We start from the raw sequence: 16,471 nt of genomic DNA on the forward strand, positions 1-16,471 counted from the left end.
ATTTTAATAATTTAAACCAGGAATTGGGCTTTCATTTACAATCTTATCTAGCATTTGCTTTAAGTATTGGAAATGGATTTTTGAGTCTTCATCTTTTGCTGATTTAGCACCTTTTCCAATATCAGCACGTAAATCTTTCAAATGAGCGAAAGCAAGTGCTTTTACGTTAGAATATAGCAATACGTCTGTTGGCGTAACCGATGCCAGGATATTATCCGTAGAACCTTGCAATGCAAAACGTTTGTTATACATGGTGATGATACTACCTACGTACATTTTCTGTAATGCTCTACGATATTCATCTGTAGGTTTTCCAGTTTTTAGCTCAGTAAAAATGCCCGATTTTAAGTCGTTTAACCACTCACGAGGCGAGTAAGAACCCTTGCCGTTATCGCGTTGGTTCACCATCATTCTGTACAATCTGCTTTGAGAAGTTACAGAAGCAATAATACCTTGCTGCACCATTTGTACGGCATTGAAACTAAATCCTGGATCAATTTTATTTAAAATATTTTTATTGATTAACCAAGTTGGGGTAGTAAATACCTGCTCATTATAAAACTTGATGGCTTCTTTCTGTTTGGCCAAACTTACTGCTTGGTAAACTGCGCCTGGCTGATCTGAGCTTCTTTCGGTAACCATTACACCACCTAAATATTTTAACACATGGTATGCATAACGGCTGTACTGATCTACTGCTTCTTTGTAAATCTCTCTCAAGTTGCCATAACCTTCGCCTTCTTCCTTGGTCCAGTTGTTTAATTGCGGTACAATTCTTTTTAAGTTTTTAATACCGTACAAACTTGCTTTAATGGCATCGTCGCCTAAATCTTCAGATTGCGAACGTGGGTCGTGGTCTTTGCCCTCGCCACCAAACCATAATCGTCTGTTTTTTAAGCTATCGATTACCCATTTATCTAAAATTTTCTTTTCTGCTGCAGCATCAGGCTGATCTAATACTGGCTTATATCCCCATTGGATAGCCCATTTGTCGTAATCGTTAATGCGTGGAAAAATTCCGGCATCGCCGATGTTATCTTCTGGTTGCGCAACGTAGTTGAAACGAGCATAATCCATGATGGAAGAAGTGTGACCATTAGCTTCTACCCATTTTTTATCTCTCAATTTCTCTACTGGCGTAGCACTACTGGCGCCCATATTGTGGCGTAAACCTAGCGTGTGGCCAATTTCGTGAGAAGATACGAAACGGATTAACTGTCCCATTAACTCATCATCAAACTTGTAGCTACGTGCTCTTTTATCTACCGCACCAGCTTGTATCATGTACCAACGGCGTAATAAGCTCATCACATTGTGATACCAACCAATATGGCTTTCTATAATTTCTCCACTTCTAGGATCGGCGATGTTTGGGCCGTAAGCATTTTGTTGCGGCGATGCGAAATAACGAATTACCGAGAAACGAGCATCCTCTAAACTCATCGTAGTATCAGCTTCTGGCCACTCTTTACCAACAATAGCATTTTTGAAACCTGCTTGCTCAAAAGCCTTTTGCCAATCGTTAACACCAGCAATTAGAAAAGGTCTCCACTTTTTCGGCGTTGCCGGATCTATATAGTATACAATTTGTTTCTTCGGCTCTACCAGTTCACCTCTTTTAAATTTTTCTATGTCTTCTTCTTTCGGTTCTAATCTCCATCTGTGTACATAAGCATCGGTTTTTACTTTTTGTTGTTCATCGCTGTATTTATACATCGCACTAGCGAAGAAACCCACACGAGGATCGTAAATACGCTTACGCATTGGCTTTTCTGGCAAACCAACAAAAGAGCAGTTAATACCCAAAGTAACCACGCCAGCTTCTCTAGCGGCTAACAAGGTTGGCGAACCTGGGCCTGTTGGTGGCGTTGCTGTGTATGTACGAATACTTCTAATTTCTGTATTGATAGGGAAACTTTTTACACTTTCGATGTAAGAACGATCTGCCATTTGAGCAGCCAAATTGTACGATCTTTTTGCAGAAGCTTCGAAAGCTGTTAATGGATTTTCACTGATCAGAAAATCAGTAACATCAATCACAATACTTGCAGAATCTTTTCCAAACGCTTTGATGGGGAAAGCTGCAAAAATAGGATCGATATTAGAACTCGCAACTGCTTTAGCAATCATATCAGTACTATCAACCAAACTCATTGATGATGACACTTTCAAAAACAACTTGTTTGCAGGACCTTTTTCCCAATAAATTACTCTTGCGCCTAACTGCTCACCTCCATAATTTCCAGCGCCTGGTGTAGATTTACTTAAACGGGTTACCGCTAAAATATCTTTTTTAAGCAGTCTGTTTTCTATCTCGAAGAAATATTTATCAGCAATTTTGTGTACCGTAAATAAGCCTTTTTGCGTAATTGCTTTTTTGGTAATTATTTCTGCGTAAGGTTTAATTGCTGTTTTAGTACTGTCTGCTTTTGGTTTAGCAGCAGCCGTTGTAGCTGCCGGCGCAGTTTTTTTCTTACTCTTTTTAAAAATGCTACAGGCACTTAAATTGGCCAGCAACATACAACCTACTACTAAAAGTAGCTTTGTAGATTTTTGAATTTTGAATTCTAAGTTCATTTGATGTGTTTTATTTTTAGATAAAGACATCCCTATCTCATACTAGGTATAAGTAATTTTTGATAAGGATGTCTTGAGGTTTTTAGTTATTGATAACCAGGATTTTGTTTTAAGTTTGGATTAGCACTTATTGCGCTATTTGGAATTGGAAGTAGTTTTGCCTCTGGCACGTAGCTTGACTTTAATGCCCCAAGTATTACATCTGCCTGCCCAATTCTTTTTAAAGTATACCAACGATGTGCCTGTTCACAGAAAAACTCTTTTCTAAGCTCCTCAATAATTTCAGTAACTAAAGTAGGTCCGTTTAGTGAGGTACTTGCTGCAGTTTCTGCTCTGTCTCTAATTACATTTAAATCAGCTTGTGCGCCAGTTAAGTTGGTTCCAATTCTGGCTCTCGCCTCTGCTCTGATTAGATATTGCTCTGCTAAGCGTAAAACGGTTGGCGATTCTACCACTCCTGCAGCAACAGCGAGTGCATTGGTAGTATATTTATACTTGTATGGCACTACAACCGGAACTCCTGCAACGTTGTAAGTAGTCATCCATCGTTGGCGACGTTTGTCTGTACTTGTAAATAAACTTAAAAATGCTGGTCTAATTTCAAACTGAGCTGTTGCTGTAGGCGCTGGCAAAAAAGTGCCAGCCTCTACCGTGTACTGATTATTAACTGCCAACGGCGATGACATTTGCCAAATACTTTCCAGATTATTTTTTGTCCAAACACCCGTCGCCATGTTTGCTGTAGGTATGATGCTGTAAAGATTTGTTGCCGCTATTACTTCCGAAGCATTACTCTCAGCAGCAGGATAATCTCTTGTAAATAAACTTACTCTTGCCAACAAAGCAGCAGCAACAAATTTATTTACGCCCAATCTTGTACCTCCAGAGGCACTGTAATCTGCTAACAAATCGGCTTTTGCTTCGGTTAAATCCTTTACAATTTGCTCATATATTTTTGCTTCTTCAACCTTTGGCAACAAAGCAGAAACAGTAACATCTGTAGTTGTAACCAAAGGTACGCCTCCAAAATTATTTACTAAGTTAAAGTAACAATAAGCCCTTACCACTTTCGCTTCGGCAGTGTATTGTTTTTTTACTTGCGCTGAAGCTCCAGAACTTTCAGCTAATCCTTCTATAATGGCATTAGCCCTATAAATGATTTGGTAAAGCTCCGAAAAAACAGAAGTTTGTATACTACTTGCAGTGTTATAAGCATTTTCGAAAGTTTCTTTGTAAGTAGCATTTGCTCCAATATACATCAGATCATCAGCTTGTAACGAGGTGTTTACGGCTAGTCCAGTGGTTTGTGTAGTAATGGTTGATAAACCAGTATACATGCCAGCTAAAGCATTTCCTGCTAATTTATCGGAAGCAAATACTACAGAGATAGTTACTTCATTTAAAGGTGGATCAATCTCCACCATTTTTTCGCAAGCGGATAAAACTAAAGTAATAAATAGCGCACCGCTTAATAATATTTTATGGATTGATTTTCTCATGTCTCAAAATGTTAAAAAGTAAATTGTAAACCTGCTACCACCGTACGTAATGGCGGTGTAGCTACACCTTGCGACTCAGGATCGAAGCCTTCGTAACCAGTAATGGTGAATAGATTTTGTGCTTGCGTAAAAATTCTTACATTCTGCACATTTACTTTCTGCAACCATGTTGATGGCAGATTGTAAGATAAATTCACATTTTTTAATCTGATAAAAGAGGCATCAACAATGTTTGCATCAGAGCCAGTCCAGTTACTGTAGCCGAAATAAGCTGGCCTACCATTAGTACCTGCTGTGCCTGCGGTAACTAAATAATCTTGAGAACCTAAAGCCAAATAGCTATTTACTACACTGGCAGCTGCGTTGTACATGTAGCCTGGCGGATAAAATGATGATCCTGCCAAACTTCTTCCTGTCTGTTTAACAAATTGGAAAGTAAAATCAAAAGTTAACCCTTTGTAACTAAAAGTATTGCTAATTCCTCCAAAAAACTTAGGGTAAGCACTTGCCACTACATAACGGTCGCCCCTACCAATTTCAGACAAGCCAGTTGTTGGAGTAGCTGTACCGCCTGTACCATTTAAATCAGCAAATGCTGGCAAATTAGTAACAGGATCTATACCTGTAAACTTATAAGCTGTGATAAAACTAATGGGTCTACCCACCAAATAAGTCGTATAATAAGAAGTTTTTTCTATGTTAGGGAACGATAGTAATTTGTTTTCATTTTTACTTATATTAAATGTAGTGTTCCAAGAAAAATGTGCTTTTTTAATGTTCTGAGTGATTAAACTTAATTCAACACCAGAGTTTTGTACCGTTGCCGGAAGGTTACTTTGGTAACCCGTAAATCCAGTTTGCGGACTTAACAGATAATTAATCAGCTGATTTCCAGTCCTATTACGGTAGTAAGAAGCTACCAATGATAACCTGTCTTTAAAGAAGCCTAATTCTAAACCTGCCTCTAACTTTTTAGTTTCTTCCCAACGATAATCTGCGTTAGCAATTCTTGATGGATTTAAACTCGACATACCATTATAAACTGCGGTAGAAGTTGAATAAGTGGCTAAGTAGGCGTAGTCGCCAATCTCATCGCTACCTACTGTACCGTAACTTCCACGTAGTTTACCAAAACTGAACCAAGAAGCTTTGTTTTTAAGGAATTTTTCTTCCGAAAATATCCAAGCAGCACCTACCGAACCGAAATTTCCAAATTTTTTGTTTGGTCCAAACCTAGAAGAACCGTCTCTTCTAAAATTAAGATTTAGGATATACTTGTTCTCGATATTGTAGTTAGCTCTAGCAAATAAAGAGGCGTATTTAAACTCCTTAGAAGAAGCACTTGTAGATACAGTTGTTGCGGCCGAAAGGTTTCTCAAGAAATCATCAGAAGAAAAACCTGTAGCATTTGAATAGTACGGTTGCTCAGATTTTCTGTATTGATAAGTTCCACCAGCCAAAAAATTTAAATTACCTATCCAAGCTTTACGCGTATAAGTAAGTTGAGGTTCAACAATAAAAGTATTAGTGTAGGTGTAAGCGTAACTAGCCGACCCAGACGTAGGTACAGCATAAGCCGTGTTCATAGATGTTAACGGTCTAATTACGATTTGTTTAGCGTCTGTTTTGCTGTAACCTAACGTAGTTTTAAAATCTAAGCCTTTTAAAATATTGTATTTCAAATTCAGATTAGATAACAAATTACTAGTTCTGTTATCATTAGTTTGATTTAAAAATCCTAGTGGATTGTTTAAACCAGCGTACCAATATAAAGTACCATTTGGATTGTAAAGCGGATAATTTGGCGGCAAGTTATAAGCATAAGTTGCTAAATCTGTGGTAGAAACATCATTTCTATCAGTAGAGTAAATTGCCGATATGCCCAAAGTAAACCTTTGATTCAAAGAACTGTGGTTAAGATTTAAGTTTACACCGCCACGCTGATAACCTTGATCCCCAGGATATACGTTACCTTCTTTATGGTAAGTTCCGCTTACGTAAAAATTGGTACGAGCATCGCCACCAGATACATTTGCATTGATGTCGTGAGTTCTTGCTGTACCGCCTAAAATTTCTCTTTGCCAATCTGTATTATCCGTTTGGCTCCACACCAATAAATCTGGCGCAGTAGTGATAGATGGCGCAACTGGGTTTGTAGTGCTGTTGGCATAACCTTTTCTACGTAATGCTAAATACTGGTCTGTTTGTAGCATATCTACAAAATGCGCCACTACTGACGCTCCTGTAGAAGCGTTGATGCCTACTTTAGTTTTGCCAGATTTTCCTTTTTTAGTGGTAATTAAAACCACACCATTTGCAGCTCTAGAACCATAAATTGAAGTTGCATCGGCGTCTTTTAAAACTTCAATACTTTCAATATCTGCTGGATTAATGGTATTTAGAGGACTGGTTTGTCCTTCGGCAGACGGCAAGCCCGAGCTACCAGCTGCAGAGGCAGCCAAGTTAATCGACTCCGATAAATATGGAACATCATCTACAATATATAATGGTCTATTAGTTTTACCGATTGAGTTTGCACCTCTAATTTGCACGTTAATAGCTGCACCAGGCATACCGTTGGTTTGGGTGATAGCAACACCGGGCATTCTGCCCTGCATAGCTTGCAATAAGTTAGTTACAGGTTGCTTTTCGATCTCTTTAGCACTAATGCCGGACTGCGAACCTGTACTTGTTCTCCTAGTAGTTGTTCCATACCCCATCACCACTACTTCATCTAATTTGGATGGGTCTGGCTCCAATGACACCTGCATATCCTTATCGGCGGGTAGTTGCCTGGTCTTATAACCGATATAGCTAAAAATCAAAGTAGAATTTTTATTTGCTACACTCATTGCAAAATAGCCAGTAGTGCCTGTAGTAGCTACGGCAGTACTGTCTTTCACCCTAACCGAAACTCCTGGAATTGGCTTACCTAATTCATCTTTTACCGTTCCCGAAACTAAATGGTAGTAAGCTCCGCGAAATGATGTAATGCGTTCCTCTTCTTTTTTTTCTGTTTGTTTGGTTTCTATCTTGGGCTTTAATACGATGAACTGTTCGTTAAATACCTCGTAGCGAATATTTCGGCTTTCCAAAATGCTATTTAAAGCATCAGCTAGGGAAATATTATTGAAGCTGGTACTTACGCTTGGTTTAGCGCTAATGATCGCATCACTATACACAAATTTTACTTTGGCACTTTTGCCGAGTTGCTGTAAAACCTGCTCTAGAGAAGCATCCTTAAAAACTCCCGCTACTTTTGCTTTTAAGGCTTCCTGCGCATTTACTTTTACGGCAAAACACGTCCCTAAACTAAGGGACAAGATTAGCATGTATGCAAAGGAAATACGCATAAGTTTAGTTAGTAGTTGTTTAGTGTTGCTGCTTATAAGACATGCTTTTATGGTAGATCGCATATCTTTCACAGCATAGCAATGCCATGTAAAGATTTTCTTATACATTTGTATGGTTTATGGGTTAATTGAAACTATTGATTCTATGACCGTTTATACAGGGGTGTTGGTAGCACTCCTGTTTTTATTTTTACACTATCTGCATCCGCCTCCTTCTATCATAATTGTTTGATTTTCTATTTTATATTGAGCTCCCATTGCAGCAGCCAAAATCTCTAATGAATTTTTTAATGATTGATCAGTTAAATCTGCATTGATATTGCAAGTAGCATAACTGCTGTAATCTGCCTTTGCAAACTTCATATTGAATTTACGCTCTATCCTATCCATAATTTCACTGAATGGAGTATGCATGAAATACATAGGATATTCAGTACCCTTGGTTACCGTGATTTTCTCTACTTCCTCAGGAGCACTTATCTCTCCTTTAGATTGTTCTAAACGATCGAAACGTTGGTTAGGCGTCACAACTGCCAAAACTTTATTGGTATTGTTTACAGGATCTAATTCATTTACCTGAACTTTCCCCGTAAGCACAATCAAGTTGTAGTTCTTATTTCTTGTATTTAGGTTAAAGCTTGTCCCTAATACTCTGGTAGAATAATTACCTGTCTTAATTATAAATGGATGATCTTTATCTTTAGCGACTTCAAAGAGTGCTTCGCCATTCAATTCGACAACCCTAATACTATCTGTAAAATGCTCAGGATAAAGTAATGTTGATTTTCCTTTTAACCAAACAATACTGCTATCTGGTAGGATAATTTTCTTTACACCATTTTCTTGGGTAGAAACCAATTGCTCATCAACCACATCTTTCTTATTCCCAAAATAGTAAGCCAAACCTGCTACCAAGACAACACTAGCTGCTACTCTGAATAAAACATACTTATAAAGTAGCAACTTAACTGTAGGTCTATTGACCTGAATTTGAGAAGTAATTTGATTAAAAATTTTATGCTTTAGCTCAGGAGCATTTTTCTCAGCACCTTTCCATTCAACCTGATCTGGTAATGCTTGGTTATACCAAAGTTCTAGAAGTTCATTTTCCTCTTCAGAAATTTGTCCCTTTAGTGCTTTTGCTATTAGTTCCTGTATATTGTTTGGTATGTGGTTATTCATTTCTATGTAGCGCTTTACTACATAGCGTACATATTTAACTCACTACCCTTAGTGGAAATGAAATATTTTTATTTTTTTAAAAGGAATAGGATGAGAAAAGCATTGTAACTGCTAATATTTCCCATATTGTCTCTTAAAGTTTTTAGCGCTTTGGTGATATGTGCTTCCACCGTTTTTTTGGAGAGATTTAGTGATTGTGCTATTTCCTCATTGCTTAACTCATCAAATCTGCTGAGACTAAAAACCAATCTGCATTTCTCTGGCAATACATTCATAGCCGTTTCAATGTAGTTTCTTAGCTCATCAAACTCTAACCATTGCTGGGTAGAATCATCTATAAGATCAATATTATCCGCTTCTACTCCTGCCTGATCTTTCCTCTTTTTCAGTCCAGCTATTTTGGCGTAAATCTCATATTTAACTACAGCAGAGATATAAGTTTTAAAGCTGTATTTAATTTCAAGGTTATGACGTTTTTTCCAAAGATTGATGAAAGTATCCTGAACTATTTCTTCTGCATCGACATGAGAGCCTAATGCAGCATAAGATTTGGCAATCATTCGTTCCCAATACCGATCATAGAGCAAACCAAAGGCCTTCTCATCATCGTTTTTCAACAATGCTAATAAATCTTCGTCGGTAAAATCAGTCATTTAGGTTAAAGTAGCTAATGCTTAATACAAAGAAATGAATTTATAGCTAAAAACCATCATGAATGTTACACAAAAAGCAAATCAAGGCCTATTAATGTTGTCAAACCTAAATCAATTTTTTAAAAAAAACATCACCTCTAAATATTTTTTCTCGGAAAAGATTAAAAATAAAAAAAGTCTATAAATAAGTATTTAAAGGCTTTTAAGAAATTATTTCACTTACTCAAATGCTCATATTAAAAACTAAGTTGCCATAAAAATCTAATCTAAACCTGGAAGACTAGGTCTATTAACAGGGTAAGGCAACGTACTGATAGATTCCAAAAATGCGATTAATGCATCTCTTTCCGCTACAGAAAGCGCCAAAGGCTTAAGATGTGTCGAAGTCTCGGGGAACAACTGATCTTGCAACTGATTTGCTTTTCGTTTTGGATGTGGCATACCGTTATTGTAAGTATTAACTAGACCACGTAAATCTTGAAACATCCCGTTATGCAAACAAGGTCCAGTGCGGGTAGTATTACGCAGCGACGGCGTTTTAAACTTACCCACATCTTCCGCCTGCTTAGTAACCGCATATCTTCCCAAATCTTCCTTTGCTTCTCCATAAAGTGTAAAACCGATGTTATGAAAATTCTGGTCCGAGAACAATGGTCCACTATGGCAGTTGATACATCTTGCTTTGGTTCGATAAAGATGCAAGCCTAACATCTGTTGATCATTTAATGCTGCTGTATCTCCCCGTACAAATCTATCGAAATTACTACGTGAAGTTTTGATTCTACGTTGGAAAGTGGCAATGGCATGAACCAATTGATCTAAGCTAGGTTGCTCCGTGGCAATTGCCTCTTTAAAAAAAGGTTGGTAAGCTGGAATATGATGTAACTTGGCTGGAAGTTTACTCAAATCTGCGTTCATTTCTTTCGGATTGGCGAGAGACCCTTTGGTCTGTTCTTCCAAAGACGCGGCACGGCCATCCCAAAGGTATTTAAATTAAAGATAAACAAAAAAAGCAGTCTAAACTGCTTTAAATAGGCATTTTAAATCTATTTTGTGGCAATCACATTATTATCAAAAAATAAAATTTTATAATTATTGGCAATTTTATTCAAAATAATTGCTTTTTTAACCTTTTTTACTGTTAGACTTTATAAAAATCTTTGTGCCTAATGGCTGAGTTTGGTAGCTTCATTTACTAACTGAACAATTACGAATTTAACAGTGTGAAGTTCATAAAATAATTCGTCCTCGAGGAGTTATAACTTACCCTAAAACATTATCTTCCCAGGAATATATATATTAGAAGGATAATTCCAAAAATACAGGTCTTTGTTATAATTAATAAAACGCTATTACCTCCAATCCTGGTCTTATAGAGCAAAAATTATCCCAATTCATTATTTAGTACTTTCGAGGAACGTTCACTTTTGATCTTTGCACGGTGTTGCATTCCCCATTTAGTCATAGCTCCTACTACTTCTTCCAAAGTTTCACTATATGCTAGTAATTCATATTCGATTGTAACTGGATAACCATTCTCAACTTTCTTGACGATAAATCCATTCATTTCCAATTCTTTTAATTCACTAGAAAGTACTCTTGCTGAGATCCCTGTTACTTGTCTTTGTATTTCAGTAAATCTTTTGTTGCCTCTTGCCATTGCAATAATGATCATCAGTTTCCATTTTCCTCCGATAGCATACAATGCATCGCTCACTGCATTTAATACCGTATGGCATTCCTCCGTGAATGCATTATTTTCAACTTGATTTTCTCCTAAATCTGACATATTATTTTTAATTACTTGGTAACCTTTAGGTAACCACTAACAAATAGTAAGCAAATGTAATATATTTTTGTGCAATAATAATTAAGCACAATTCAAATCAATAAAATTATGGAATTGAAAAATCTAAATACAAAAAAAATCATTACTAACGGATTGACTATTTTGGTCATACTCATGATTGGTTTAAGCGGACTGATGAAAGCAATCCAACTTCCTTGGTCAGTGGAAGGCCTAGCCAAATTCAATCTACCCAATTCGGCTACGACACTTGGCTTGATGGAAATAGCATTTATCTCATTATATGCATTCCCAAAAACAATGCGCATTGGATTTATTTTAACCAGCTGCTATTTGGCGGGTGCTATGGCAACCGAATTATCACACGGCGGATCGATGCTTAATCCTGCGATTCCATTGACCTTAGTATGGATAACAGCTTGTTTGCGAGATCGTTCTTTGTTTCTCGGCACTTCAGAATCAATATAATTCATTAAAGTATTATTAATTTAAATCAATAAAAAAATGACATTGGAAATTTTAAAAACCAGAGAAGAACTCAGAAACCTAGTTGATAACTATGCTTATTTGGGAGATGAGAAAAAGATATCCCAACAAATGGACTTATTCACCGCAGACTTAACCTACAAAGTCTATATGAATGAAGTATTGGTGGCTGATGTATCAGGAAGGGCAGACATGGAAAGAGACTTTAACCTACACTCTTCACAAGTAAAGACTTACTTTACATTGAATGGACAACATACGGTACAATTGGCGGGTGATAGCGCATCGGGCGTATCCTTTACACAAATTAAAATGATCAGAGAGGCGGAGGGGAAAGACCTGATTTCAGATTATAGTGTAAAATATGATGATACTTATGTATTTCAAAATGGGAAATGGCTGATAAAAGACCGGGTTGCACATTTTGTATTGGTAGAAACAAGGTCATTTAACCCTTAACTGTAGTTAATTACAGAGTTTACAAAATTTTCTCAAGATAACTAGTACACACACAAAATGGATACGACTTGCTTTGGTACGGGTATTTTTACTGAACCTGAAAGCATTAAGTTTTCCTTAATAAAAATTTAAATAGAATGAGTAATCAATTAGAAAACAAGGTAGTAATAGTAACCGGAGCATCAAAAGGCATTGGAGCGGGTATTGCAAAAGTGGTGGTCAACTATGCTTCAAGTAAAGATGGAGCAGATACAGTGGTAGCTGAGATCACAAAACAAGGTGGCTTTGCTACAGCGATACAAGCTGATATAGCGAAAAAAGAAGATGTACAACGTTTGTTCAAAGAAACTGTTCAAACATTTGGCAAGTTGGATTCTTTGATCAATAATGCTGGCATTTATGAGTTCGCACCACTAGATGGATTTACAGAAGATTCATACAGACGAGTTTTTGACATTAATGTACTTTGTTAACCTCAAATGAGGCTGTAAAAACCTTTGGTGATAACGGTGGTAGCATCATTAATATCGGTTCGTATGCAAGTAAAAGACCAGACCCTTATTCTACAGTTTATGGAGCATCCAAAGGAGCTGTAGATTCTATTACTATTTCTCTTTCGCAAGAACTAGGCCCGAAGAATATAAGAGTAAACTCAATCCAGCCTGACGGTGTAGTTACCGAAGGTGTTGCGAAATTGGGAATTGACGTCGATTCAGACGTGATCAAAGGGACGATTAAAAGATGTAGTCTTGGACGAATGGCTACACCTGAAGATATTGGAAATACAGTTGTATTTTTAGTTTCTGATGATGCCTCCACCATTACTGGTCAATTTATAGAAGTGTCGGGTGTATACATTTAGCATAAAACAATATATTTAGATAATCGGTATTTAAAAAAGGACAAAAAACTTTCTTACTGCGTTACCATTTTTGCTAATTATAATCGGAGGTTATCGCTTTAACTTTTAAAAAATGAGCTGTTAAGCAGGGGTCAGTTTTGGAATATTCTACAATTCCATTCCATAAGTAGATAAATCAACCTAAGCATACTTTTTTCTTTATTATTTCTATCTAACCGAAAATTTATAGATACAAGTTTGGGTATAAACTTGCCCTGGATTTAACCTTGTAGATGGAAAATTAGGATGATTGGGACTATCGGGAAATTTCTGCGTCTCTAATGCTACGGCCTCTCTATGTTTAATTGCTTTACCATACTTACCTTTGGTTTTCCCATCGAAGAAATTACCGCTGTAAAACTGTAAACCAGGTTGGTCAGTGTAAATTTGCATTAACCTACCGCTTACAGGCTCAAAAACTTCAGCAGCAAGTTGAATACTATCTGTACCTTTTTTATCCAACACCCAATTATGGTCGTAACCTAAACCATTTTTAAGTTGCTGATCTTTTTGATCAATATGCTCACCGATTGCTTTTGATGTTCTAAAATCAAAAGGGGTATTAGCTACAGGAGCAATTTCTCCAGTAGGAATTAAAACACTATCTACTGGAGTAATATGGCTGCCGTAAATCGTCAATAAATGATCTGTAATTGTTCCTTTGGCTTCACCTTTTAAATTGAAAAAGGTATGGCTAGACAAATTTACTACTGTAGGCGCATCTGTGGTGGCCTGGTAGTTAATTTTAAATTCATTATCATCCGTTAGACTATACTGTACTTTTATTTTCAAGTTTCCAGGAAAACCTTCTTCGCCACTTGGCGATAGGTAAGAAAAATAAATAGTGTTTTTGCTCAGGCTATCTACATTCCAAACTACCATATCCAAGCCTTTTAAACCACCATGCAGTGCCTGGCCATTATTATTGATAGGCAATTGGTAGGTTTTTCCGTCTAAGCTAAATTTTCCTTTGGCTATTCTATTAGCGTAGCGACCAACTATTGGGCCTAGAAAACGCTCTCCAGAATTGTTGATGTACCTATCAATATTTTCGTAACCTACGGTAACATCATCAAACTTTCCATTTTTATCTGGAGCCCACAGCGACACAACTCGAAGACCAAAATTGGTCACTTGTAAAACCAATCCAGTTTTTGATTCCAAAGTATACAGACTCACTTTTTTACCATCTACTTCGGCATAAAAAGCCTTTTCTTCCAATAATGTAGGCTTATCTTCATTTTCAGAACAAGAAAAGAGACTTATTAAAAGTGTAAAAAACATTATTTTTTTCATAGCGTATGATTTTTTTCAAATGAACTTTTGCGCATTATATCGTTTTACTCTATTGAGGTTAAATCTTTAATGAGATCAACTTCATCTTGACGGTACGGCGTTCCATCTGCTTTAAAAATATCATGAAACCATTCTATGGGTTGCTTTCCTGTAGGTATTGGAGTGTCCCAGACATAAATTGTATTGGATTTTCCAGCAACCAGGCCCCAGTTTATTGCTGCTACATTTTCCTTTTTGAGCATAGGTAAGATATTAGAAAATCTACTGTTACGAGTTCTTGCCATATATTCCGTGCATATCAAGGGTCGTCCGTGTGTTTTTAGCATTTGAATTACCCTTAAATGCCATGCCGGTTCTTCATAATCATGATAAGTAATCACGTCAGAGTTTTCGATCTGAAAGGCATTCAGTTCTTCCAAATCCCATTTCCAAATTCCTGAGCTAATAGGCTGCTCTGGGTTTACAGCCCTCGCCCAAGAAAATATATGTTTTAGAAGCGGAAGCGATTCATTTCCCTTGTCAGAGTTACCCGGCTCATTGTAAAGATCCCATAGTAAAATGCGTTTATCCTTGCCAAAACGGACTAACACGTCCTTCACATATTTTTCTAGTTCAGGAAAAAACTTCGGATCACTTGACATCGGTTGCCCTGGATCTTGTACCCAGCCAGAATTGTGGATACCAGCCTTTGGAGTAGGTTGTTTTCCTGGTTTTCCTTCTTTATTCCAGCAATCATCAAAGAAAACAAATATGGTTTTTATCCTTTGTTTATCCGCTATTTTCAAATATTCATCCATCCGTTTTTTAAAACCTTCGGGATCTTCTTTCCACGCTAAACTATGCAGGTATACTCGCATGGTATTCATGCCAATTTTTGAAGCCCATCCCAACTCCTTTTCTATAGTTTTGGGATCAAACGTATCTGTCTGCCACATTTCCAACTGATTTATGGCTGTGGAGGGAAGAAAGTTGGCACCAACTATCCATTGCTGTTGTGCATACCATGTATTGGCCTGTGCGGCTGTCCACTTCTTACCATAGCTAATATCAGTTTTTAATTGTTGTGCGTTACCCTCTCTTATTCCAATAAGAATTAAAAGGAGTAGTATAGTCTTTTTGAAGTTCATCATATTTAGGTTATCGGTTCTTAGTTCTACTGATATTACTCTTCCGCTCTCCCGAAGGAACTTTTATTGGAACACCTGCAGGAATTGGACTACCAAAATCAGGGCTTCCATCTGCCCTCCAAGTAAATTGCTGCAACCGTAGATCCCTTGCCCATCCAGGAGTTGTACTTTTCTTGGCATGGTAAAATATCCACCATTCTTTACCATCTGGAGATTGGGTAAAACTAGCATGTCCTGTCCCTAGCACCGCTGATGTACCCTGAAAAACGGGACCGCTCTTTTCCCAATTTGTAACATCAAGTGGGGATTTAGAAGTATCCTTTAATTTCAGCTGCCCTAGTCGGTATTCTGGCATCCATGATTCTCTAGTTGAATAAATGATAAAGACCTGATTGTTTCTCATTAGAAATTGTGGGCCTTCGTTTAGGTCTAACTCCCCGCCTTTTTCCCAAGATTGGTCTGGACTTGATATTTTCACCCGAGTGGAACTAATTGTCCAAGGGTTACTCATTTCGGCAATATAAAGATGTTGGGAAGTTTTATCAGTGGTTGCATTCTTTTCCCAACCAGACCATACGGCATAGAGTTTTCCACCAATAGTACCAATAGTTACGTCAATTGCCCAAATGGTTCCTGTTTCATCCTGTTTATCTACACCTGTATTTAAGATCCCTTTGTCTATATATTCTCCTTGTGGATCATCAGTTACAGATTCGAGCACACCAGACCGTTGATGAATATAAGGCGGCCCAGCTTCACCAGCTGCATAATAAATATACCATTTGTTATTGAAATAATGCAGTTCAGGTGCCCAAACTTGGCTACTGTTCCACCCTTTAGATGGCGTTTCCCAAACCGTGACAGGTTTTCCTAATTGGCTTAATCTTTTCGATTTGCGAACAGATATCCCTTTACTATCAATATTGCCATTACTCTGGCAAACATAATAGTAACCATTATGGTGGATTACCCATGGATCTGCCCCATTACCAATAGGATTTGTAAATGTTGCTGACTTAGTTCTAATTTGAGCGGTACTGGTACTGAAACCATAGATGGTAAAGAAGACCAAACACCATAACAGGCGTTTGGTCGTTTTTTTTGCTACATGTTGGCTTATTTTCATCTGGT

General features: G+C 37.4%; 13 protein-coding genes and 1 pseudogene. 4 read left to right on the plus strand and 10 right to left on the minus strand.

All coding sequences use genetic code 11. The annotated features are described in order from the left end of the window. Positions 1-3: 3 nt before the first annotated feature. The 7 genes and pseudogenes from CRO54_RS09965 to CRO54_RS09995 form a co-directional block, all read right to left on the minus strand. The gene (locus CRO54_RS09965) at positions 4-2,577 is read right to left on the minus strand and encodes a zinc-dependent metalloprotease (RefSeq protein WP_097131528.1); all 2,574 of its coding nucleotides are present in this window, start codon (positions 2,575-2,577) and stop codon (positions 4-6) included. Between the two features lie 86 nt (positions 2,578-2,663). Further along, positions 2,664-4,076 carry a RagB/SusD family nutrient uptake outer membrane protein gene (locus tag CRO54_RS09970; RefSeq protein ID WP_097131530.1) on the minus strand — a complete coding sequence of 471 codons (1,413 nt, stop codon included), beginning with the start codon at positions 4,074-4,076 and terminating at the stop codon, positions 2,664-2,666. An 11-nt stretch (positions 4,077-4,087) separates the two neighbouring features. Then, positions 4,088-7,429, minus strand: coding sequence for a SusC/RagA family TonB-linked outer membrane protein (locus CRO54_RS09975; protein ID WP_171047869.1), 3,342 nt, complete (start codon positions 7,427-7,429; stop codon positions 4,088-4,090). Positions 7,430-7,624: 195 nt separating this feature from the next. Then, positions 7,625-8,611 carry a FecR family protein gene (locus CRO54_RS09980; protein WP_097131535.1) on the minus strand — a complete coding sequence of 329 codons (987 nt, stop codon included), beginning with the start codon at positions 8,609-8,611 and terminating at the stop codon, positions 7,625-7,627. Between the two features lie 68 nt (positions 8,612-8,679). After that, positions 8,680-9,264 carry an RNA polymerase sigma factor gene (locus CRO54_RS09985; RefSeq protein ID WP_097131537.1) on the minus strand — a complete coding sequence of 195 codons (585 nt, stop codon included), beginning with the start codon at positions 9,262-9,264 and terminating at the stop codon, positions 8,680-8,682. A gap of 261 nt (positions 9,265-9,525) precedes the next feature. Next, positions 9,526-10,239: pseudogene (locus tag CRO54_RS09990) on the minus strand (cytochrome-c peroxidase); the annotation flags it as partial. Positions 10,240-10,648: 409 nt separating this feature from the next. Continuing rightward, a complete protein-coding gene (locus CRO54_RS09995; protein ID WP_097131541.1) occupies positions 10,649-11,053 on the minus strand; it encodes a winged helix-turn-helix transcriptional regulator in 405 nt (134 codons plus the stop codon). A 108-nt stretch (positions 11,054-11,161) separates the two neighbouring features. Here CRO54_RS09995 and CRO54_RS10000 point away from each other — a divergent pair, with 108 nt between their 5' ends. From CRO54_RS10000 to CRO54_RS21590, 4 genes are all read left to right on the plus strand, one after another. Continuing rightward, on the plus strand, positions 11,162-11,539 hold the full coding sequence (locus CRO54_RS10000; RefSeq protein ID WP_097131543.1) for a DoxX family protein: 378 nt from the start codon (positions 11,162-11,164) through the stop codon (positions 11,537-11,539). Positions 11,540-11,575: 36 nt separating this feature from the next. Beyond that, complete coding sequence (locus CRO54_RS10005) at positions 11,576-12,016, plus strand: nuclear transport factor 2 family protein (RefSeq protein WP_097131545.1); 441 nt, start codon at positions 11,576-11,578, stop codon at positions 12,014-12,016. Positions 12,017-12,153: 137 nt separating this feature from the next. Continuing rightward, positions 12,154-12,489 carry an SDR family NAD(P)-dependent oxidoreductase gene (locus tag CRO54_RS21585; RefSeq protein WP_262710526.1) on the plus strand — a complete coding sequence of 112 codons (336 nt, stop codon included), beginning with the start codon at positions 12,154-12,156 and terminating at the stop codon, positions 12,487-12,489. After that, on the plus strand, positions 12,483-12,878 hold the full coding sequence (locus CRO54_RS21590; protein WP_262710527.1) for an SDR family NAD(P)-dependent oxidoreductase: 396 nt from the start codon (positions 12,483-12,485) through the stop codon (positions 12,876-12,878). Before CRO54_RS21585 ends, CRO54_RS21590 begins: the two co-directional genes overlap by 7 nt. Positions 12,879-13,085: 207 nt before the next feature. Here the strand turns inward: CRO54_RS21590 and CRO54_RS10015 are convergent, their stop codons facing one another. From CRO54_RS10015 to CRO54_RS10025, 3 genes are read right to left on the minus strand one after another with little or no spacing between them, the layout of a single operon-like run. Next, positions 13,086-14,213, minus strand: coding sequence for an aldose epimerase family protein (locus CRO54_RS10015; protein WP_097131547.1), 1,128 nt, complete (start codon positions 14,211-14,213; stop codon positions 13,086-13,088). 44 nt (positions 14,214-14,257) lie between these two features. Next, the gene (locus tag CRO54_RS10020; protein ID WP_171047870.1) at positions 14,258-15,340 is read right to left on the minus strand and encodes a cellulase family glycosylhydrolase; all 1,083 of its coding nucleotides are present in this window, start codon (positions 15,338-15,340) and stop codon (positions 14,258-14,260) included. A gap of 10 nt (positions 15,341-15,350) precedes the next feature. Further along, positions 15,351-16,466 (minus strand): glycoside hydrolase family 43 protein, encoded by a 1,116-nt coding sequence (locus tag CRO54_RS10025; RefSeq protein WP_097132327.1) that lies wholly within the window; start codon positions 16,464-16,466, stop codon positions 15,351-15,353. Positions 16,467-16,471: the final 5 nt, after the last annotated feature.

Origin of the sequence: Pedobacter xixiisoli, assembly GCF_900215335.1 — a bacterium.
GTDB lineage: Bacteria > Bacteroidota > Bacteroidia > Sphingobacteriales > Sphingobacteriaceae > Pedobacter > Pedobacter xixiisoli.